General features: G+C 48.3%; 17 protein-coding genes, 2 tRNA genes and 9 other RNA genes. 11 read left to right on the top strand and 17 right to left on the bottom strand.

Annotated elements, in window-relative coordinates; genetic code table 11:
* Positions 1-159: 159 nt before the first annotated feature.
* From ACU8XX_RS14370 to ACU8XX_RS14310, 13 genes are all read right to left on the bottom strand, one after another.
* A non-coding RNA gene (locus ACU8XX_RS14370) (RtT sRNA) lies at positions 160-291 on the bottom strand.
* Positions 292-338: 47 nt separating this feature from the next.
* Positions 339-470, bottom strand: a non-coding RNA gene (locus tag ACU8XX_RS14365) — RtT sRNA.
* A 46-nt stretch (positions 471-516) separates the two neighbouring features.
* Positions 517-648, bottom strand: a non-coding RNA gene (locus ACU8XX_RS14360) — RtT sRNA.
* Positions 649-694: 46 nt separating this feature from the next.
* A non-coding RNA gene (locus ACU8XX_RS14355) (RtT sRNA) lies at positions 695-826 on the bottom strand.
* Positions 827-872: 46 nt separating this feature from the next.
* Positions 873-1,004, bottom strand: a non-coding RNA gene (locus tag ACU8XX_RS14350) — RtT sRNA.
* Positions 1,005-1,050: 46 nt separating this feature from the next.
* Positions 1,051-1,182, bottom strand: a non-coding RNA gene (locus ACU8XX_RS14345) — RtT sRNA.
* Positions 1,183-1,228: 46 nt separating this feature from the next.
* Positions 1,229-1,360, bottom strand: a non-coding RNA gene (locus ACU8XX_RS14340) — RtT sRNA.
* Positions 1,361-1,406: 46 nt separating this feature from the next.
* A tRNA-Tyr gene (locus tag ACU8XX_RS14335) sits at positions 1,407-1,491 on the bottom strand.
* Between the two features lie 34 nt (positions 1,492-1,525).
* Positions 1,526-1,657: non-coding RNA, RtT sRNA (locus tag ACU8XX_RS14330), on the bottom strand.
* A 43-nt stretch (positions 1,658-1,700) separates the two neighbouring features.
* Positions 1,701-1,832: non-coding RNA, RtT sRNA (locus tag ACU8XX_RS14325), on the bottom strand.
* A 43-nt stretch (positions 1,833-1,875) separates the two neighbouring features.
* Positions 1,876-1,960 (bottom strand) — tRNA-Tyr (locus tag ACU8XX_RS14320).
* Between the two features lie 159 nt (positions 1,961-2,119).
* Positions 2,120-2,962 (bottom strand): formyltetrahydrofolate deformylase, encoded by an 843-nt coding sequence (gene purU / locus ACU8XX_RS14315; protein ID WP_000555849.1) that lies wholly within the window; start codon positions 2,960-2,962, stop codon positions 2,120-2,122.
* Positions 2,963-3,011: 49 nt separating this feature from the next.
* A complete protein-coding gene (locus tag ACU8XX_RS14310; RefSeq protein WP_001362540.1) occupies positions 3,012-3,470 on the bottom strand; it encodes a YchJ family protein in 459 nt (152 codons plus the stop codon).
* A gap of 112 nt (positions 3,471-3,582) precedes the next feature.
* Here ACU8XX_RS14310 and rssA point away from each other — a divergent pair, with 112 nt between their 5' ends.
* The 3 genes from rssA (at position 3,583) to galU (ending at position 6,703) form a co-directional block, all read left to right on the top strand.
* Positions 3,583-4,488 (top strand): patatin-like phospholipase RssA, encoded by a 906-nt coding sequence (gene rssA, locus ACU8XX_RS14305; RefSeq protein WP_001295622.1) that lies wholly within the window; start codon positions 3,583-3,585, stop codon positions 4,486-4,488.
* A 91-nt stretch (positions 4,489-4,579) separates the two neighbouring features.
* Complete coding sequence (gene rssB, locus ACU8XX_RS14300; RefSeq protein ID WP_000193447.1) at positions 4,580-5,593, top strand: two-component system response regulator RssB; 1,014 nt, start codon at positions 4,580-4,582, stop codon at positions 5,591-5,593.
* 201 nt (positions 5,594-5,794) lie between these two features.
* Positions 5,795-6,703 carry a UTP--glucose-1-phosphate uridylyltransferase GalU gene (gene galU, locus ACU8XX_RS14295; RefSeq protein ID WP_000718995.1) on the top strand — a complete coding sequence of 303 codons (909 nt, stop codon included), beginning with the start codon at positions 5,795-5,797 and terminating at the stop codon, positions 6,701-6,703.
* A gap of 143 nt (positions 6,704-6,846) precedes the next feature.
* Here galU and hns read toward each other — a convergent pair whose 3' ends face one another.
* Positions 6,847-7,260, bottom strand: coding sequence for a histone-like nucleoid-structuring protein H-NS (gene hns / locus ACU8XX_RS14290; RefSeq protein ID WP_001287378.1), 414 nt, complete (start codon positions 7,258-7,260; stop codon positions 6,847-6,849).
* A gap of 603 nt (positions 7,261-7,863) precedes the next feature.
* Between hns and tdk the strand changes: the two genes are divergently transcribed.
* The gene (gene tdk / locus ACU8XX_RS14285; RefSeq protein ID WP_000068089.1) at positions 7,864-8,481 is read left to right on the top strand and encodes a thymidine kinase; all 618 of its coding nucleotides are present in this window, start codon (positions 7,864-7,866) and stop codon (positions 8,479-8,481) included.
* A gap of 300 nt (positions 8,482-8,781) precedes the next feature.
* Here tdk and adhE read toward each other — a convergent pair whose 3' ends face one another.
* Positions 8,782-11,457 carry a bifunctional acetaldehyde-CoA/alcohol dehydrogenase gene (adhE, locus tag ACU8XX_RS14280; protein WP_000301651.1) on the bottom strand — a complete coding sequence of 892 codons (2,676 nt, stop codon included), beginning with the start codon at positions 11,455-11,457 and terminating at the stop codon, positions 8,782-8,784.
* Positions 11,458-11,849: 392 nt separating this feature from the next.
* Between adhE and ychE (ACU8XX_RS14275) the strand changes: the two genes are divergently transcribed.
* Together ychE (ACU8XX_RS14275) and ychE (ACU8XX_RS14270) are read left to right on the top strand one after the other, a co-directional pair.
* Positions 11,850-11,903, top strand: coding sequence for a protein YchT (ychE, locus tag ACU8XX_RS14275; RefSeq protein ID WP_211180492.1), 54 nt, complete (start codon positions 11,850-11,852; stop codon positions 11,901-11,903).
* Between the two features lie 30 nt (positions 11,904-11,933).
* The gene (gene ychE, locus ACU8XX_RS14270; protein WP_000616554.1) at positions 11,934-12,581 is read left to right on the top strand and encodes an NAAT family transporter YchE; all 648 of its coding nucleotides are present in this window, start codon (positions 11,934-11,936) and stop codon (positions 12,579-12,581) included.
* Between the two features lie 157 nt (positions 12,582-12,738).
* On the opposite strand, the gene ACU8XX_RS14265 is transcribed toward ychE (ACU8XX_RS14270), so the two are convergent.
* On the bottom strand, positions 12,739-13,035 hold the full coding sequence (locus ACU8XX_RS14265; protein ID WP_016242064.1) for a hypothetical protein: 297 nt from the start codon (positions 13,033-13,035) through the stop codon (positions 12,739-12,741).
* A 283-nt stretch (positions 13,036-13,318) separates the two neighbouring features.
* Here ACU8XX_RS14265 and oppA point away from each other — a divergent pair, with 283 nt between their 5' ends.
* From oppA to oppF, 5 genes are all read left to right on the top strand, one after another.
* The gene (oppA, locus tag ACU8XX_RS14260) at positions 13,319-14,950 is read left to right on the top strand and encodes an oligopeptide ABC transporter substrate-binding protein OppA (RefSeq protein WP_001297114.1); all 1,632 of its coding nucleotides are present in this window, start codon (positions 13,319-13,321) and stop codon (positions 14,948-14,950) included.
* A gap of 85 nt (positions 14,951-15,035) precedes the next feature.
* Positions 15,036-15,956 carry an oligopeptide ABC transporter permease OppB gene (gene oppB, locus ACU8XX_RS14255; RefSeq protein ID WP_000911112.1) on the top strand — a complete coding sequence of 307 codons (921 nt, stop codon included), beginning with the start codon at positions 15,036-15,038 and terminating at the stop codon, positions 15,954-15,956.
* Positions 15,957-15,970: 14 nt separating this feature from the next.
* Complete coding sequence (gene oppC / locus ACU8XX_RS14250; RefSeq protein ID WP_000979661.1) at positions 15,971-16,879, top strand: oligopeptide ABC transporter permease OppC; 909 nt, start codon at positions 15,971-15,973, stop codon at positions 16,877-16,879.
* 11 nt (positions 16,880-16,890) lie between these two features.
* Positions 16,891-17,904, top strand: a complete 1,014-nt coding sequence (gene oppD, locus ACU8XX_RS14245; RefSeq protein WP_000110945.1) for a murein tripeptide/oligopeptide ABC transporter ATP-binding protein OppD — start codon at positions 16,891-16,893, stop codon at positions 17,902-17,904.
* Positions 17,901-18,905, top strand: a complete 1,005-nt coding sequence (oppF, locus tag ACU8XX_RS14240) for a murein tripeptide/oligopeptide ABC transporter ATP-binding protein OppF (protein WP_000994905.1) — start codon at positions 17,901-17,903, stop codon at positions 18,903-18,905. Before oppD ends, oppF begins: the two co-directional genes overlap by 4 nt.
* Before the next feature lie 52 nt (positions 18,906-18,957).
* Here oppF and ACU8XX_RS14235 read toward each other — a convergent pair whose 3' ends face one another.
* Positions 18,958-19,287 carry an HI1450 family dsDNA-mimic protein gene (locus tag ACU8XX_RS14235; RefSeq protein ID WP_000366959.1) on the bottom strand — a complete coding sequence of 110 codons (330 nt, stop codon included), beginning with the start codon at positions 19,285-19,287 and terminating at the stop codon, positions 18,958-18,960.
* Positions 19,288-19,318: the final 31 nt, after the last annotated feature.

Here is a 19,318-nt window from a genome sequence, read left to right as displayed (position 1 = left end):
CTGCTTCGGCGGGGTTTTTTATGGGCACGGTGCGGGGTGAGTTGTCGGATGCGCTTCGCTTATCCGACCTACAGGGGAGGATATTGTAGGTCCGGTAAACGCGGTGCCATCGGGCAAAATTAGCTCGGAGTAACAGGTTTTGAGTATTTCAGGAAGTGATGGTGGTGGGGGAAGGATTACTCAGCGCTGCGCGCTTCGCCCTTCGGGTCGTTGCCTGCGGCAACGCTCTCTCGCTGGCGCTCAAGTCGAACCTTGGTCGAAGCTTCTCATCCTTCCCCGCTTGGGCAGAATATTTAATTGCGGATTCGTTTGAGAGTTTACGGACTTTTGAAAAGTGATGGTGGTGGGGGAAGGATTACTCAGCGCTGCGCGCTTCGCCCTTCGGGTCGTTGCCTGCGGCAACGCTCTCTCGCTGGCGCTCGAGTCGAACCTTGGTCGAAGCTTCTCATCCTTCCCCGCATGGGCAGAATATTTAATTGCGGATTCGTTGGGAAGTTCAGGGACTTTTGAAAGTGATGGTGGTGGGGGAAGGATTACTCAGCGCTGCGCGCTTCGCCCTACGGGTCGTTGCCTGCGGCAACGCTCTCTCGCTGACGCTCGAGTCGAACCTTGGTCGAAGCTTCTCGTCCTTCCCCGCATGGGCAGAATATTTAATTATGGATTTGTAAGGGAATTCAGGGGTTTTTGAAAGTGATGGTGGTGGGGGAAGGATTACTCAGCGCTGCGCGCTTCGCCCTACGGGTCGTTGCCTGCGGCAACGCTCTCTCGCTGACGCTCGAGTCGAACCTTGGTCGAAGCTTCTCGTCCTTCCCCGCATGGGCAGAATATTTAATTATGGATTTGTAAGGGAATTCAGGGGTTTTTGAAAGTGATGGTGGTGGGGGAAGGATTACTCAGCGCTGCGCGCTTCGCCCTTCGGGTCGTTGCCTGCGGCAACGCTCTCTCGCTGGCGCTCAAGTCGAACCTTGGTCGAAGCTTCTCATCCTTCCCCGCTTGGGCAGAATATTTAATTACGGATTCGTTTGAGAGTTCAGGGACTTTTGAAAGTGATGGTGGTGGGGGAAGGATTACTCAGCGCTGCGCGCTTCGCCCTTCGGGTCGTTGCCTGCGGCAACGCTCTCTCGCTGGCGCTCAAGTCGAACCTTGGTCGAAGCTTCTCGTCCTTCCCCGCTTGGGCAGAATATTTAATTACGGATTCGTTTGAGAGTTCAGGGACTTTTGAAAGTGATGGTGGTGGGGGAAGGATTACTCAGCGCTGCGCGCTTCGCCCTTCGGGTCGTTGCCTGCGGCAACGCTCTCTCGCTGGCGCTCAAGTCGAACCTTGGTCGAAGCTTCTCATCCTTCCCCGCTTGGGCAGAATATTTAATTACGGATTCGTTTGAGAGTTCAGGGACTTTTGAAAGTGATGGTGGTGGGGGAAGGATTCGAACCTTCGAAGTCGATGACGGCAGATTTACAGTCTGCTCCCTTTGGCCGCTCGGGAACCCCACCAGGGGTAATTCAAATTTCGAGGTAATGCTTGAGATGGTGGTGGGGGAAGGATTATTCGTCGCTTCGCTCCTCACCCTTCGGGCCGTTGCCTGTGGCAACGTTCTCTCGCTTTCGCTCGAATCGAACCTTAGTCGAAGGTTCTCACCCTTCCCCGATGAGTGCAAACTTTCACAATCTCACCGAAGTTACCACATCGCTGTGGTGAATTATGGTGGTGGGGGAAGGATTATTCGTCGCTTCGCTCCTCACCCTTCGGGCCGTTGCCTGTGGCAACGTTCTCTCGCTTTCGCTCGAATCGAACCTTAGTCGAAGGTTCTCACCCTTCCCCGATGAGTGCAAACTTTCACAATCTCACCGAAGTTACCACATCGCTGTGGTGAATTATGGTGGTGGGGGAAGGATTCGAACCTTCGAAGTCGATGACGGCAGATTTACAGTCTGCTCCCTTTGGCCGCTCGGGAACCCCACCACGGGGTAATGCTTTTTACTGGCCTGCTCCCTTATCGGGAAGCGGGGCGCATCATATCAAATGACGCGCCGCTGTAAAGTGTTACGTTGAGAAAAACGAACTGGTTGCGTAATTTTCATCCGTAACGGATTAAAGGTAACCAGTTATTTTTGCTGGCGATTAAAGAATAATCGTCCGATTACCGTAAACAAAGACGCGCTGTGCCAGTACTTTGTATAGTGCACGACTTAAGACGTTTTTCTCGACGTCACGACCTGCGCGCATCATATCTTCAGCTGTGTAGGTATGATCGACATGAATAACGTCCTGCATGATGATTGGGCCTTCGTCCAGATTGTCATTCACATAGTGAGCGGTTGCGCCAATAATCTTCACACCACGTTCATAGGCCTGGTGATAAGGACGTGCGCCAATAAACGCTGGCAGGAATGAATGGTGAATATTGATGATCTTATTCGGGAAGCGTGCCACAAATTCCGGCGTTAATACCCGCATATACTTCGCCAGCACCACGTAGTCAGGTTGATAAGCATCAATGGCATCCGCCATCTTTTGATCGTGCTCGTTGCGGCTTAACCCTTCATGGCTTACCAGCTCAAACGGAATATCAAAACGCTCAACCAGAGAACGTAGAGTATCGTGGTTACCAATAACTGCCGCGATTTCGACATCCAGGCCGCCGTAATTGGCTTTCATCAACAAATCGCCAAGGCAATGCGCTTCTTTAGTGACCAGAATCACTATCCGGCGACGACCGGCAGGATTCAGCTCACGCACGGAGCCTTCTGGCAATGCGCTATCGAGATCCGCCAGCAGGGTGGAATCATTAAAAATCCCTTCCAGTTCCGTGCGCATAAAAAAGCGCCCGGTACGGTGATCAACAAATTCATTGTTCTGTACGATATTTAACTCGTGCTTGTAGCAAATATTGGTAATACGTGCGATCAGACCTTTTTGGTCCGGACAAATAGTACGCAGAACTTTACGTTGGAGTGAATGCATTGCTGGAAAAACCTTGTTGAGAGTGTTTGCTAAACCGTACCGTCAACCATTATTGGCCGCAGCACTTTTTAAATTTTTTACCTGAACCACAAGGGCAGGGATCGTTGCGGCCAAACTGCGGACGTGTACCGTCAATATAGTACCATTGACCGTTTTCTTTCAAAAATCGCGAACGTTCAATTATTGCACCTGTTTTGCCACCTTCGGTAAATCGAGCAACAAAACTGACAAATCCGATATTGTCGGCGTCCTGCCAACAATGTTCAAATACGGTCAATCCCAACCATTCAGTATGCGCAAATCCGGCAATCAATTCGGCACGTAACGCCGCTGCTCCACAAGATGGATGCCAGGTCTTTATTAAATAATCTGCGTCTTGCATCACAAAAGCGCAGTAACGCGAACGCATGAGATGTTCTGGATCAGGTGCAACCTTTTCACCAGACACATAAGGGTGGCAACATAGGCTATACTCGACAGCACTACCACAGGGACAAAGCTGAGACACAAATAATCTCCCTGGAAACAATAACGGCGTATTAACCGCCTGAGTAGCACTATGTTAACCGAGCAGTAGCGATGTGGCTACGATTGCATTCCAGGGGAATCTTGCGGGAATAATGAGAAAGATAAAAATAGGGCTGGCGCTGGGATCTGGCGCGGCGAGAGGTTGGTCGCATATTGGCGTTATTAATGCGCTAAAAAAAGTGGGTATTGAAATTGATATCGTTGCAGGATGTTCAATTGGTTCGCTGGTGGGCGCTGCCTATGCATGCGATCGATTATCTGCGCTGGAAGATTGGGTGACCTCTTTCAGTTATTGGGATGTTTTACGCCTGATGGATCTCTCCTGGCAGCGCGGTGGGTTACTGCGCGGCGAGCGTGTCTTCAATCAATACCGCGAAATAATGCCGGAAACAGAGATCGAAAATTGTTCCCGTCGCTTCGCGGCTGTTGCCACCAATTTAAGTACTGGGCGTGAATTATGGTTTACTGAAGGCGATCTCCATCTTGCTATTCGCGCATCATGCAGTATTCCAGGACTCATGGCACCAGTCGCGCATAACGGCTACTGGCTGGTTGATGGGGCAGTCGTTAACCCAATTCCTATTTCCCTCACGCGTGCATTGGGTGCTGATATTGTGATAGCGGTCGACCTGCAGCACGATGCTCATTTGATGCAACAAGATTTGCTCTCCTTTAATGTCAGTGAAGAAAATAGCGAGAATGGTGATTCTCTACCGTGGCATGCGCGTCTGAAAGAAAGGTTAGGCAGCATAACGACACGTCGGGCGGTGACAGCGCCAACGGCAACAGAGATTATGACCACGTCTATCCAGGTGTTGGAGAACCGCCTTAAAAGGAACCGCATGGCAGGTGATCCGCCCGATATTCTGATTCAACCTGTTTGCCCGCAAATATCTACGCTTGATTTCCATCGCGCGCACGCTGCCATTGCGGCCGGACAGCTGGCAGTGGAAAGGAAAATGGACGAACTTTTGCCGTTGGTACGCACCAACATTTGACCAGAATTTTTATCTACACTTAAGTTAATTCTGACAGGCGCAGGTGGCAATAGCATGCCACTATTGAGTAAAGCCAGTCAGGGGAGAGAACATGACGCAGCCATTGGTCGGAAAACAGATTCTCATTGTTGAAGATGAGCAGGTATTTCGCTCGCTTCTGGATTCATGGTTTTCCTCATTGGGAGCGACAACGGTACTGGCGGCTGATGGGGTGGATGCCCTTGAGTTGCTGGGAGGTTTCACTCCAGACCTGATGATATGTGATATCGCGATGCCACGAATGAACGGGCTTAAACTGCTGGAGCATATACGTAACAGAGGCGACCAGACCCCAGTTCTGGTGATATCTGCCACTGAAAATATGGCAGATATTGCCAAAGCGTTACGTCTGGGCGTTGAAGATGTTTTGCTGAAACCAGTTAAAGATCTGAATCGCTTGCGCGAGATGGTTTTTGCCTGTCTCTATCCCAGCATGTTTAATTCGCGCGTTGAGGAAGAGGAAAGGCTTTTTCGCGACTGGGATGCAATGGTTGATAACCCTGCCGCAGCGGCGAAATTATTACAGGAACTACAACCGCCGGTTCAGCAGGTGATTTCCCATTGCCGGGTTAATTATCGTCAATTGGTTGCCGCGGACAAACCCGGCCTGGTGCTTGATATTGCCGCACTTTCGGAAAACGATCTGGCATTTTATTGCCTTGATGTCACCCGAGCTGGACATAATGGCGTACTTGCTGCCTTGTTATTACGCGCATTGTTTAACGGATTATTACAGGAACAGCTTGCACACCAAAATCAACGGTTGCCAGAGTTGGGCGCGTTATTGAAGCAGGTAAACCATTTACTCCGTCAGGCCAATCTGCCGGGGCAGTTTCCGCTATTAGTTGGCTATTATCATCGCGAACTGAAAAATCTCATTCTGGTTTCTGCGGGTCTGAATGCGACGTTAAATACCGGCGAACACCAGGTGCAAATCAGTAATGGTGTTCCGTTAGGCACATTAGGTAACGCTTATTTGAATCAATTGAGCCAGCGATGCGATGCCTGGCAATGCCAAATATGGGGAACCGGTGGTCGACTGCGCTTGATGTTGTCTGCAGAATGAGCAAACGATAACGCGGGCTAAATTTGCATTACCTGCTAATGTCGGCTGGTGGTACTATCGTCGCCATTCGTATAAGTAATTGTCTTAATTATACTAACTCGCCTCCTTTTCAGAACTTAGCCCCTTCGGGGTGCTGATATACTGGGATGCGATACAGAAATATGAACACGTTCAAAACACGAACAGTCCAGGAGAATTTAAATGGCTGCCATTAATACGAAAGTCAAAAAAGCCGTTATCCCCGTTGCGGGATTAGGAACCAGGATGTTGCCGGCGACGAAAGCCATCCCGAAAGAGATGCTGCCACTTGTCGATAAGCCATTAATTCAATACGTCGTGAATGAATGTATTGCGGCTGGCATTACTGAAATTGTGCTGGTTACACACTCATCTAAAAACTCTATTGAAAACCACTTTGATACCAGTTTTGAACTGGAAGCAATGCTGGAAAAACGTGTAAAACGTCAACTGCTTGATGAAGTGCAGTCTATTTGTCCGCCGCACGTGACTATTATGCAAGTTCGTCAGGGGCTGGCGAAAGGTCTGGGACACGCGGTATTGTGTGCTCACCCGGTAGTGGGTGATGAACCTGTGGCTGTTATTTTGCCTGACGTTATTCTGGATGAATATGAATCCGATTTGTCACAGGATAACCTGGCAGAGATGATCCGCCGCTTTGATGAAACGGGTCATAGCCAGATCATGGTTGAACCGGTTGCTGATGTGACCGCATATGGCGTTGTGGATTGCAAAGGCGTTGAATTAGCGCCGGGTGAAAGCGTACCGATGGTTGGCGTGGTTGAAAAACCAAAAGCGGATGTTGCGCCGTCTAATCTCGCTATTGTGGGTCGTTACGTACTTAGTGCGGATATTTGGCCGTTGCTGGCAAAAACCCCTCCGGGAGCTGGTGATGAAATTCAGCTCACCGACGCAATTGATATGCTAATCGAAAAAGAAACGGTTGAAGCCTATCATATGAAAGGGAAGAGCCATGACTGCGGTAATAAATTAGGTTACATGCAGGCCTTCGTTGAATACGGTATTCGTCATAACACCCTTGGCACGGAATTTAAAGCCTGGCTTGAAGAAGAGATGGGCATTAAGAAGTAACATCCGTATCGGTGTTATCCACGAAACGGCGTTGAGCAATCGACGCCGTTTTTTTATAGCTTATTCTTATTAAATTGTCTTAAACCGGACAATAAAAAATCCCGCCGATGGCGGGATTTTAAGCAAGTGCAATCTACAAAAGATTATTGCTTGATCAGGAAATCGTCGAGGGATTTACCTTGCTCATCCATTGCTTTTTTGATTACAGCTGGAGTACGGCCCTGGCCAGTCCAGGTTTTAGTTTCGCCGTTTTCGTCAACGTAGCTATATTTTGCCGGACGCTGAGCACGTTTAGCTTTGGTGCCAGATTTAACGGCAGCAAGGCTATTCAGCAGTTCGTTCGGGTCAATACCGTCAGCGATCAGCATTTCGCGATATTGCTGCAGTTTACGAGTGCGCTCTTCAACTTCAGCAGCAGCCGCGCTTTCTTCTTCGCGACGTTCGTTAACAACAACTTCTAATTTTTCCAGCATTTCTTCCAGCGTTTCAAGTGTACATTCTCTTGCCTGCGCACGAAGAGTACGGATGTTGTTCAGAATTTTAAGTGCTTCGCTCATTGTAGTAATCTCAAACTTATATTGGGGTGGTTTGTTGAGGTAATAATAGAGCCTTAAATTCAGTTGTGCAATAGCCAGGAATGTAAGGAATTCAAAATTGTTCTTTATTTTGTGCCGCCAATAAATATCTTTTCATAAAATTAGCCAGAAAAGACGCGGCATATAGCCCTATTTGTACCGATGATTTCGCAGCTCGTGAGGTTAAAACTTCCTGATTCATGTCACATTTTATGGGGAGATTATCGTAGGCTGACGACCTTTCAGTCTTCTGTATTAGTCGTGTTTACGAGAATTCCCTATTAAGCGAATGATGAAAAGTAGAACAGTCGCAATAAGAGCAGGGACTTAGTATTGCACTATCTCCTGGAGGTCAACAGAGGGCTATTACTTGCGCAACAGATTAAAGATTGTGAATAGTTACCAGCAGTCATTTACCCGCTTATAACAAGCGAGGCAGTTGTAATGATAGCTCAGAAGGATTATGCAAGGCTTCGTAAGGGAGAACGCATATACCACTTCTGTGCATACTGTTGAGCTGAAAAACTGACGAATTATGATAAACTCCAGCCAACTTTATTTCATATCATTGAGGGCCTGTGGCTGATGGCACAGCTATATTTCTACTATTCCGCAATGAATGCGGGTAAGTCTACAGCATTGTTGCAATCTTCATACAATTACCAGGAACGCGGCATGCGCACTGTCGTATATACGGCAGAAATTGATGATCGCTTTGGTGCCGGGAAAGTCAGTTCGCGTATAGGTTTGTCATCGCCTGCAAAATTATTTAACCAAAATTCATCATTATTTGATGAGATTCGTTCGGAACATGAACAGCAGGCAATTCATTGCGTACTGGTTGATGAATGCCAGTTTTTAACCAGACAACAAGTATATGAATTATCGGAGGTTGTCGATCAACTCGATATACCCGTACTTTGTTATGGTTTACGTACCGATTTTCGAGGTGAATTATTTATTGGCAGCCAATACTTACTGGCATGGTCCGACAAACTGGTTGAATTAAAAACCATCTGTTTTTGTGGCCGTAAAGCAAGCATGGTGCTGCGTCTTGATCAAGCAGGCAGACCTTATAACGAAGGTGAGCAGGTGGTTATTGGTGGTAATGAACGATACGTTTCTGTATGCCGTAAACACTATAAAGAGGCGTTACAAGTCGGCTCATTAACGGCTATTCAGGAAAGGCATCGCCACGATTAATAAGAATTTCTTTACTGACAGGGTGAGCAGGGCGCTTTTATCCTGTCAGTTCGTTTTACTCACTTCTTCCGGGCTATACACCCTTCTCGGCAGTTTTTTAACGCCGCTATACGCCTCACAGGACGCTTAAGCACCGACGTTGACTTGTGACCTGTAAAGTACAATATCCCTGTGTTTAGGCGTTATACATCGTCGCAAATATGATGAAGGCTAATGCTGTCGGTTTATGGAATAGTTGCTTTAGGAAACAAAAAAACGGCCCCAGAAGGGGCCGTTTATGTTGCCAGACAGCGCTACTGATTAAGCGGATTTTTTCGCTTTTTTCTCAGCTTTAGCCGGAGCGGCTTCTTTTTTCGCTGCAGTTTCACCTTCTACATAATCACGACCGTAGTAGGTATCCAGCAGAATCTGTTTCAGCTCGGAGATCAGCGGGTAACGCGGGTTAGCGCCGGTGCACTGGTCATCGAATGCATCTTCAGACAGTTTATCCACGTTCGCCAGGAAGTCTGCTTCCTGAACGCCAGCTTCACGGATAGATTTCGGAATACCCAGTTCAGCTTTCAGCGTTTCCAGCCATGCCAGCAGTTTCTCGATCTTAGCAGCAGTACGGTCGCCCGGTGCGCTCAGACCCAGGTGGTCAGCAATTTCAGCATAACGACGGCGAGCCTGCGGACGGTCATACTGGCTGAATGCAGTCTGCTTGGTCGGGTTGTCGTTCGCGTTGTAGCGAATAACGTTACAAATCAGCAGGGCGTTTGCCAGACCGTGCGGAATATGGAACTGGGAACCCAGTTTGTGCGCCATTGAGTGACATACACCCAGGAAGGCGTTCGCAAACGCGATACCCGCGATAGTCGCTGCACTGTGAACACGTTCACGGGCTACCGGATTTTTAGACCCTTCGTGGTAGGACGCTGGCAGATATTCTTTCAGCAGTTTCAGTGCCTGCAGAGCCTGACCATCAGAGAACTCAGATGCCAGTACAGAAACATAAGCTTCCATGGCGTGAGTTACTGCGTCCAGACCACCGAAAGCACACAGGGACTTCGGCATGTCCATAACCAGGTTGGCGTCGACAATCGCCATATCCGGAGTCAGCGCATAGTCTGCCAGCGGATATTTCTGACCAGTAGCGTCGTCAGTTACAACCGCAAACGGAGTGACTTCAGAACCTGTACCAGAAGTGGTGGTGACAGCGATCATTTTCGCTTTCACGCCCATTTTCGGGAACTTGTAGATACGTTTACGGATATCCATAAAGCGCAGCGCCAGCTCTTCGAAGTGAGTTTCCGGATGTTCGTACATAACCCACATGATCTTCGCGGCGTCCATCGGGGAACCACCACCCAACGCGATAATCACGTCTGGTTTGAAGGAGTTTGCCAGTTCTGCACCTTTGCGAACGATGCTCAGGGTCGGGTCCGCTTCTACTTCGAAGAAGACTTCAGTTTCAACGCCTGCTGCTTTCAGTACGGAAGTGATCTGATCAGCATAACCATTGTTGAACAGGAAGCGGTCAGTCACGATGAGCGCACGTTTGTGGCCATCAGTAATCACTTCATCCAGCGCGATTGGCAGGGAGCCACGGCGGAAGTAGATAGATTTCGGAAGTTTGTGCCACAACATGTTTTCAGCTCGCTTAGCAACGGTTTTCTTGTTGATCAGGTGTTTCGGACCAACGTTTTCAGAGATGGAGTTACCACCCCAGGAACCACAACCCAGAGTCAGGGAAGGTGCGAGTTTGAAGTTATACAGGTCACCGATACCACCCTGAGACGCTGGGGTGTTAATCAGGATACGAGCCGTTTTCATTTTCTGACCGAAGTAAGAAACGCGAGCCGGTTGGTTATCCTGGTCAGTGTACAGGCAAGAGGTATGACCGATACCGCCCATAGCAACCAGTTTCTCTGCTTTTTCTACCGCGTCTTCGAAATCTTTAGCGCGGTACATTGCCAGAGTCGGGGACAGTTTTTCATGTGCGAACGGTTCGCTTTCATCAACAACGGTCACTTCACCGATCAGAATCTTGGTGTTTTCTGGTACAGAGAAGCCTGCCAGTTCAGCAATTTTATAGGCTGGCTGACCAACGATAGCCGCGTTCAGCGCACCGTTTTTCAGGATAACATCCTGAACAGCTTTCAGCTCTTTACCCTGCAACAGATAGCCGCCGTGGGTTGCAAAACGTTCACGTACAGCGTCATAAACAGAGTCAACAACAACAACAGACTGTTCAGAAGCACAGATTACGCCGTTGTCGAAGGTTTTGGACATCAGTACAGATGCAACTGCACGTTTGATATCAGCAGTTTCATCGATAACAACTGGAGTGTTGCCCGCGCCTACACCGATAGCTGGTTTACCGGAGCTGTATGCGGCTTTAACCATGCCCGGACCACCAGTCGCGAGGATCAGGTTGATGTCTGGGTGGTGCATCAGTGCGTTAGACAGTTCAACAGAAGGTTGATCGATCCAGCCGATCAGATCTTTCGGAGCACCGGCAGCGATAGCAGCCTGCAGAACGATATCAGCCGCTTTGTTGGTGGCATCTTTTGCACGCGGGTGCGGGGAGAAGATAATGGCGTTACGGGTCTTCAGACTGATCAGCGATTTGAAGATAGCAGTTGAAGTCGGGTTAGTGGTCGGAACGATACCGCAAATAATACCGATTGGTTCAGCGATAGTGATGGTACCAAAAGTGTCGTCTTCAGACAGAACACCACAGGTTTTTTCATCTTTATAGGCGTTGTAGATATATTCAGAAGCAAAGTGGTTTTTGATCACTTTATCTTCGACGATACCCATGCCGGATTCGGCAACGGCCATTTTCGCGAGTGGGATTCGAGCATCTGCAGCAGCCAGAGCGGCGGCGCGGAAGATTTTGTCTACTTGCTCTTGAGTGAAACTGGCATATTCACGCTGGGCTTTTTTTACACGCTCTACGAGTGCGTTAAGTTCAGCGACATTAGTAACAGCCATAATGCTCTCCTGATAATGTTAAACTTTTTTAGTAAATCATCTGCTCGAATACGAGAGTATAGTCAGTGCGGTGATGATTTGCTTAACCGATGAAAATCAAAAGCTTACTCGCGCTCACACTCACTGTGATTTACTAAAAGAGTTTAAACATTAGAGTTATTATCTCTAATGCGTCACTTCCAGGTGGCGTAAGCAAGATTACTCACTTCTGGGTACTGATTACGTGATCCAAATCAAATTTTTGCAAAGCTGACACCTTTCAGCATCGCTTTTCGCCATTATAGCTAACAGTTAATAAATTGTAGTATGATTTGGTGGCTACATTAGCATGTTTTGCACAACTAGATAACAATAACGAATGATAGCAATTTTAAGTAGTTAGGAGGTGAAAAATGCTGTCAAAAGGCGTATTGTCAGCGCGTCTTTTCAACCTTATTTATGGCTAACATTATCCGGCTTTTGCTTCGGAGCTAACCGTGATTCAGACCTTTTTTGATTTTCCCGTTTACTTCAAATTTTTCATCGGGTTATTTGCGCTGGTCAACCCGGTAGGGATTATTCCCGTCTTTATCAGCATGACCAGTTATCAGACAGCGGCAGCGCGAAACAAAACTAACCTTACAGCCAACCTGTCTGTGGCCATTATCTTGTGGATCTCGCTTTTTCTCGGCGACACGATTCTGCAACTTTTTGGTATATCAATTGATTCGTTCCGTATCGCCGGGGGCATCCTGGTGGTGACGATAGCGATGTCGATGATCAGCGGCAAGCTTGGCGAGGATAAACAGAACAAGCAAGAAAAATCAGAAACCGCGGTACGTGAAAGCATTGGTGTGGTGCCATTGGCGTTGCCGTTGATGGCGGGGCCAGGGGCGATCAGTTCTACCATCGTCTGGGGTACGCGTTATCACAGCATTAGCTATCTGTTTGGTTTCTTTGTGGCTATTGCATTGTTCGCTTTATGTTGCTGGGGATTGTTCCGCATGGCACCGTGGCTGGTACGGGTTTTACGCCAGACCGGCATCAACGTGATTACGCGTATTATGGGGCTATTGCTGATGGCATTGGGGATTGAATTTATCGTTACTGGTATTAAGGGGATTTTCCCCGGCCTGCTTAATTAATTCCTTTCAAATGAAACGGAGCTGCCATGCTCCGTTTACTTCGTCATTATTTTTACTTTGTTCCCGCGCAGTTATCAAAAGCAAAAGGAATAGGTAAAAATATTCTTCTAAAATTACAGTTAGTTATAAGGATTTCCTTAACTGCTTCTCCTCACCATCATGTTATTTTCGCCACATCATAATCCTGGGCTTGCTGAAGAATAATTGAAATGATATTAGTAATTCCACTGCCTTTGGTAGAGGAAAGTGCTAAATAATAATCAATTGTTAAATTATTGTGCATTTCACTACTGGAACTGTAATCAGAAAAGATAGACATGCTTAGCCAATCTCTATTTGATTGAATTGAAAGATGTTTGTTAAGGCATTGATGCAAGCTATAGACTCTGATACGGTCAATAAAAGAGAATTGCTTAACAATTTTGCAAAATGTATTGGCGAGTAAGAACCGCATTTGGTACTTTCCGGGCAACCGCCAGACGATTCTTTATTGGTAATGAGAATAATTAACAATTAAAGAGCGTCGCGAAAGAATAATGTGTCTCGACAGGGGAGACACAGTACGAATCGACATAAGGTGATCGTCTGAATCACCAGAATAAATAAAGTCGGTGATAGTAATACGTAACGATAAAGTAACCTGACAGCAGAAAGTCTCCGAGCCTGTGCAGGGTCCCAATCCGGGATTACACATGCTGGTTAATACCAGTAATTATAATGAGGGAGTCCAAAAAACAATGACCAACATCACCAAGAGAAGTTTAGTAGCAGCTGGCGTTCTGGCTGCGCTAATGGCAGGGAATGTCGCGCTGGCAGCTGATGTACCCGCAGGCGTCACACTGGCGGAAAAACAAACACTGGTACGTAACAATGGTTCAGAAGTTCAGTCATTAGATCCGCACAAAATTGAAGGTGTTCCGGAGTCTAATATCAGCCGAGACCTGTTTGAAGGCTTACTGGTCAGCGATCTTGACGGTCATCCAGCACCTGGCGTCGCTGAATCCTGGGATAATAAAGACGCGAAAGTCTGGACCTTCCATTTGCGTAAAGATGCGAAATGGTCTGATGGCACGCCAGTCACAGCACAAGACTTTGTGTATAGCTGGCAACGTTCTGTTGATCCGAACACTGCTTCTCCGTATGCCAGTTATCTGCAATATGGGCATATCGCCGGTATTGATGAAATTCTTGAAGGGAAAAAACCGATTACCGATCTCGGCGTGAAAGCTATTGATGATCACACATTAGAAGTCACCTTAAGTGAACCCGTTCCGTACTTCTATAAATTACTTGTTCACCCATCAACTTCACCGGTGCCAAAAGCCGCTATCGAGAAATTCGGCGAAAAATGGACCCAGCCTGGTAATATCGTCACCAACGGTGCCTATACCTTAAAAGATTGGGTCGTAAACGAACGAATCGTTCTTGAACGCAGCCCGACCTACTGGAACAACGCGAAAACCGTTATTAACCAGGTAACCTATTTGCCTATTGCTTCTGAAGTTACCGATGTCAACCGCTACCGTAGTGGTGAAATCGACATGACGTATAACAACATGCCGATCGAATTGTTCCAGAAGCTGAAAAAAGAGATCCCGGACGAAGTTCACGTTGATCCATACCTGTGCACTTACTATTACGAAATTAACAACCAGAAACCGCCATTCAACGATGTGCGTGTGCGTACCGCACTGAAACTAGGTATGGACCGCGATATCATTGTTAATAAAGTGAAAGCGCAGGGCGACATGCCCGCCTATGGTTACACTCCACCGTATACTGATGGCGCAAAATTGACTCAGCCAGAATGGTTTGGCTGGAGCCAGGAAAAACGTAACGAAGAAGCGAAAAAACTGCTGGCTGAAGCGGGTTATACCGCAGACAAACCGTTGACCATCAACCTGCTGTATAACACCTCCGATCTGCATAAAAAGCTGGCGATTGCTGCCTCTTCATTGTGGAAGAAAAACATTGGTGTAAACGTCAAACTGGTTAACCAGGAGTGGAAAACGTTCCTCGACACCCGTCACCAGGGCACTTTTGATGTGGCCCGTGCAGGCTGGTGTGCTGACTACAACGAACCAACTTCCTTCCTGAACACCATGCTTTCGAACAGCTCGATGAATACCGCGCATTATAAGAGCCCGGCCTTTGACAGCATTATGGCGGAAACGCTGAAAGTGACTGACGAGGCGCAGCGCACAGCTCTGTACACTAAAGCAGAACAACAGCTGGATAAGGATTCGGCCATTGTTCCTGTTTATTACTACGTGAATGCGCGTCTGGTGAAACCGTGGGTTGGTGGCTATACCGGCAAAGATCCGCTGGATAATACCTATACCCGGAATATGTACATTGTGAAGCACTAATGGCAATGCGTGGGGCAGGAGTGTCCTGCTCCACGGTGTCTGATTTTTATCGCATTACAGAAGGCACAGGCCAGAAGGTAGGGCAATGTTAAAATTTATTCTACGTCGCTGTCTGGAAGCGATTCCGACGCTATTTATTCTTATTACTATTTCGTTCTTTATGATGCGCCTCGCGCCGGGAAGCCCTTTTACCGGCGAACGTACTTTACCGCCAGAAGTGATGGCCAATATCGAAGCGAAATATCATCTTAATGATCCGATCATGACACAGTATTTCAGCTACCTGAAACAACTGGCGCACGGTGATTTCGGTCCATCGTTTAAATATAAAGATTATTCGGTCAATGACCTGGTTGCATCCAGTTTTCCCGTTTCTGCCAAATTGGGAGCCGCAGCATTTTTCCTTGCGGTAATACTGGGTGTTAGTGCTGGCGTTATTGCCGCATTAAAACAAAACACCAAATGGGACTATACCGTGATGGGCCTGGCAATGACCGGGGTTGTTATCCCCAGTTTTGTGGTTGCACCATTATTAGTCATGATATTTGCGATCATTTTGCATTGGCTGCCGGGCGGTGGCTGGAATGGTGGGGCGCTTAAATTCATGATATTGCCGATGGTGGCGTTGTCACTCGCTTATATCGCCAGTATTGCGCGTATTACCCGTGGCTCTATGATTGAAGTATTACACTCCAACTTTATTCGTACTGCCCGGGCGAAAGGGTTACCTATGCGGCGGATCATTTTACGCCACGCATTAAAACCTGCTCTGTTACCCGTGCTCTCCTATATGGGCCCCGCATTTGTCGGCATTATTACCGGTTCTATGGTCATCGAAACCATTTATGGTTTGCCGGGGATTGGGCAACTGTTCGTTAATGGCGCATTGAACCGTGACTATTCCTTAGTGTTAAGCCTGACCATCCTGGTTGGTGCGTTAACCATTTTGTTTAATGCCATTGTCGATGTGCTATATGCGGTTATCGACCCGAAAATCCGTTACTGATACTGGAGCTCGCGATGATGTTAAGTAAGAAAAACAGCGAGACGCTGGAAAATTTCAGTGAAAAGCTGGAGGTCGAAGGGCGCAGCTTGTGGCAGGACGCACGTCGACGTTTTATGCATAACCGTGCGGCGGTTGCCAGTCTGATAGTGCTGGTGCTGATCGCGTTATTTGTAATCCTGGCACCGATGCTTTCGCAGTTTGCCTATGACGATACTGACTGGGCGATGATGTCCAGCGCCCCGGATATGGAGTCCGGTCACTACTTTGGTACTGACTCATCCGGTCGCGACCTGCTTGTGCGCGTTGCGATTGGCGGGCGTATCTCACTCATGGTCGGTGTTGCTGCGGCACTGGTGGCAGTGGTCGTGGGGACACTTTATGGTTCGCTTTCCGGTTATCTGGGCGGTAAAGTGGATTCGGTAATGATGCGTCTGCTGGAAATCCTCAACTCCTTCCCATTCATGTTCTTCGTCATTTTGCTTGTGACCTTTTTCGGTCAAAACATCCTGCTGATTTTCGTGGCGATTGGCATGGTTTCCTGGCTGGATATGGCTCGTATTGTGCGTGGACAAACCCTGAGTCTGAAGCGCAAAGAGTTTATTGAGGCGGCACAAGTTGGCGGTGTATCGACATCGGGCATTGTTATTCGCCACATTGTGCCGAATGTACTCGGTGTGGTGGTGGTCTACGCATCACTTCTGGTGCCCAGCATGATCCTCTTTGAATCTTTCCTTAGCTTCCTGGGGTTGGGTACGCAAGAGCCGTTAAGCAGCTGGGGTGCATTGCTGAGTGATGGCGCGAACTCGATGGAAGTCTCTCCATGGTTATTGTTGTTCCCAGCGGGATTCCTCGTGGTGACGCTGTTTTGTTTCAACTTTATCGGCGATGGCTTGCGTGATGCCCTCGACCCGAAAGATCGTTAAGGAGTGCAGCCATGAGCGTAATTGAAACTGCAACTGTGCCGCTCGCACAACAACAGGCTGACGCACTGCTGAACGTGAAAGATTTGCGTGTCACCTTTAGTACCCCGGACGGCGACGTCACGGCGGTCAATGATTTGAATTTTTCCCTACGTGCCGGAGAAACGCTGGGTATTGTAGGTGAGTCTGGTTCGGGTAAATCGCAAACTGCATTTGCGTTGATGGGCCTGTTGGCTGCCAACGGACGTATTGGCGGATCGGCAACCTTCAATGGGCGTGAAATCCTCAATTTGCCAGAGCATGAACTCAATAAACTGCGCGCTGAACAAATCTCAATGATTTTTCAGGACCCAATGACTTCGTTGAATCCCTATATGCGCGTCGGTGAGCAGTTGATGGAAGTGCTGATGCTGCATAAGAACATGAGCAAAGCTGAGGCGTTTGAAGAGTCGGTGCGGATGCTCGATGCGGTAAAAATGCCGGAAGCGCGTAAACGCATGAAAATGTACCCGCACGAATTTTCTGGCGGCATGCGTCAGCGAGTCATGATTGCGATGGCCTTGTTATGTCGACCTAAGCTGCTGATTGCGGATGAACCAACAACTGCGCTGGACGTCACCGTACAGGCGCAGATCATGACGCTATTAAATGAACTGAAGCGGGAATTTAATACCGCCATCATTATGATCACCCACGATCTTGGCGTGGTGGCGGGGATCTGCGACAAAGTGCTGGTAATGTACGCCGGGCGCACGATGGAATATGGCAACGCGCGCGATGTCTTTTATCAACCCGTTCATCCTTATTCTATCGGTTTGCTCAACGCGGTGCCGCGTCTCGATGCGGAAGGTGAAACAATGTTGACCATCCCGGGTAATCCGCCAAACCTGCTGCGATTACCGAAAGGTTGCCCGTTCCAGCCACGTTGTCCGCATGCGATGGAAATTTGTAGTAGCGCACCGCCGCTGGAAGAGTTTACGCCTGGCCGTCTGCGTGCTTGCTTTAAACCGGTGGAGGAACTGTTATGAATGCTGTAACTGAAGGAAGAAAAGTCCTCCTTGAAATCGCCGATCTTAAAGTGCACTTTGAAATCAAAGATGGCAAACAGTGGTTCTGGCAACCGCCGAAAACGCTCAAAGCCGTCGATGGTGTCACTCTTCGCCTGTATGAAGGGGAAACATTAGGTGTGGTAGGGGAATCGGGATGCGGTAAGTCCACCTTTGCTCGCGCCATCATCGGTTTGGTCAAGGCGACCGACGGTCATGTTGCCTGGTTAGGTAAAGAGTTGCTGGGCATGAAACCCGATGAATGGCGTGCCGTTCGCAGTGATATTCAGATGATTTTCCAGGATCCGTTGGCATCGCTAAACCCGCGTATGACCATCGGCGAGATCATCGCTGAACCACTGCGTACTTATCATCCGAAAATGTCACGCCAGGAAGTTCGCGAGCGCGTGAAGGCGATGATGCTGAAAGTCGGGTTATTGCCTAACCTGATTAACCGCTATCCGCATGAGTTCTCTGGTGGGCAGTGCCAGCGTATCGGGATTGCGCGTGCTCTTATTCTTGAACCGAAGCTGATTATCTGTGATGAGCCGGTATCGGCGCTGGACGTGTCAATTCAGGCACAGGTGGTCAACCTGCTCCAGCAATTGCAACGTGAGATGGGATTGTCATTAATTTTTATCGCTCATGACCTGGCCGTGGTAAAACACATTTCCGATCGTGTGTTGGTGATGTATCTCGGCCATGCGGTAGAACTGGGGACCTATGATGAGGTCTACCACAATCCACTACATCCTTACACCAGGGCATTGATGTCGGCAGTCCCCATACCTGATCCGGATCTGGAGAAGAACAAAACCATCCAGTTACTGGAAGGGGAATTACCGTCGCCGATCAACCCGCCTTCCGGTTGTGTTTTCCGTACCCGTTGCCCGATTGCCGGTCCAGAGTGCGCCAAAACACGTCCTGTTCTGGAGGGGAGTTTCAGACACGCCGTTTCTTGCCTGAAAGTCGATCCGCTTTAAAAACAATAAGGGCTGACAGTTGTCAGCCCTTTTTCACGCTAAAAGCGATTATTTATTCCCGCCAGATGATATGGCAAAGTTTGTGATCTTTTTCGCGGCATAACAGAATGCGGGCAAAAACATCGTTGATTTCACCATCTTCACTGTCCGCCAGACCAATCACCACTTCGGCAAAAAAGTCCGGGTTCAAGTCGAAATCAACATGTTCCTGCCAGTCTTCCGCCGGATCGAATAACTCCGCGCCGCCGCGCTCTTCAAACTGAAGATTGAACAGCAGAACATCAGCTGGATCGAGATTGTCGGCAGCCAGTTCGAGAAAAATATCGTAGGCCTGTTCAAGCGTTTCATCTTCAGTCAGGCGATTGTTTAGATCCATATCCATAGTTACTACCTGTTTAACCTCTGTTGGCGAC

The organism is Escherichia sp. MAL-1 (assembly GCF_052948035.1).
The sequence above is the reverse complement of the archived record's forward strand: the minus strand, read 5'-3'. Positions and strand labels throughout refer to the sequence as shown.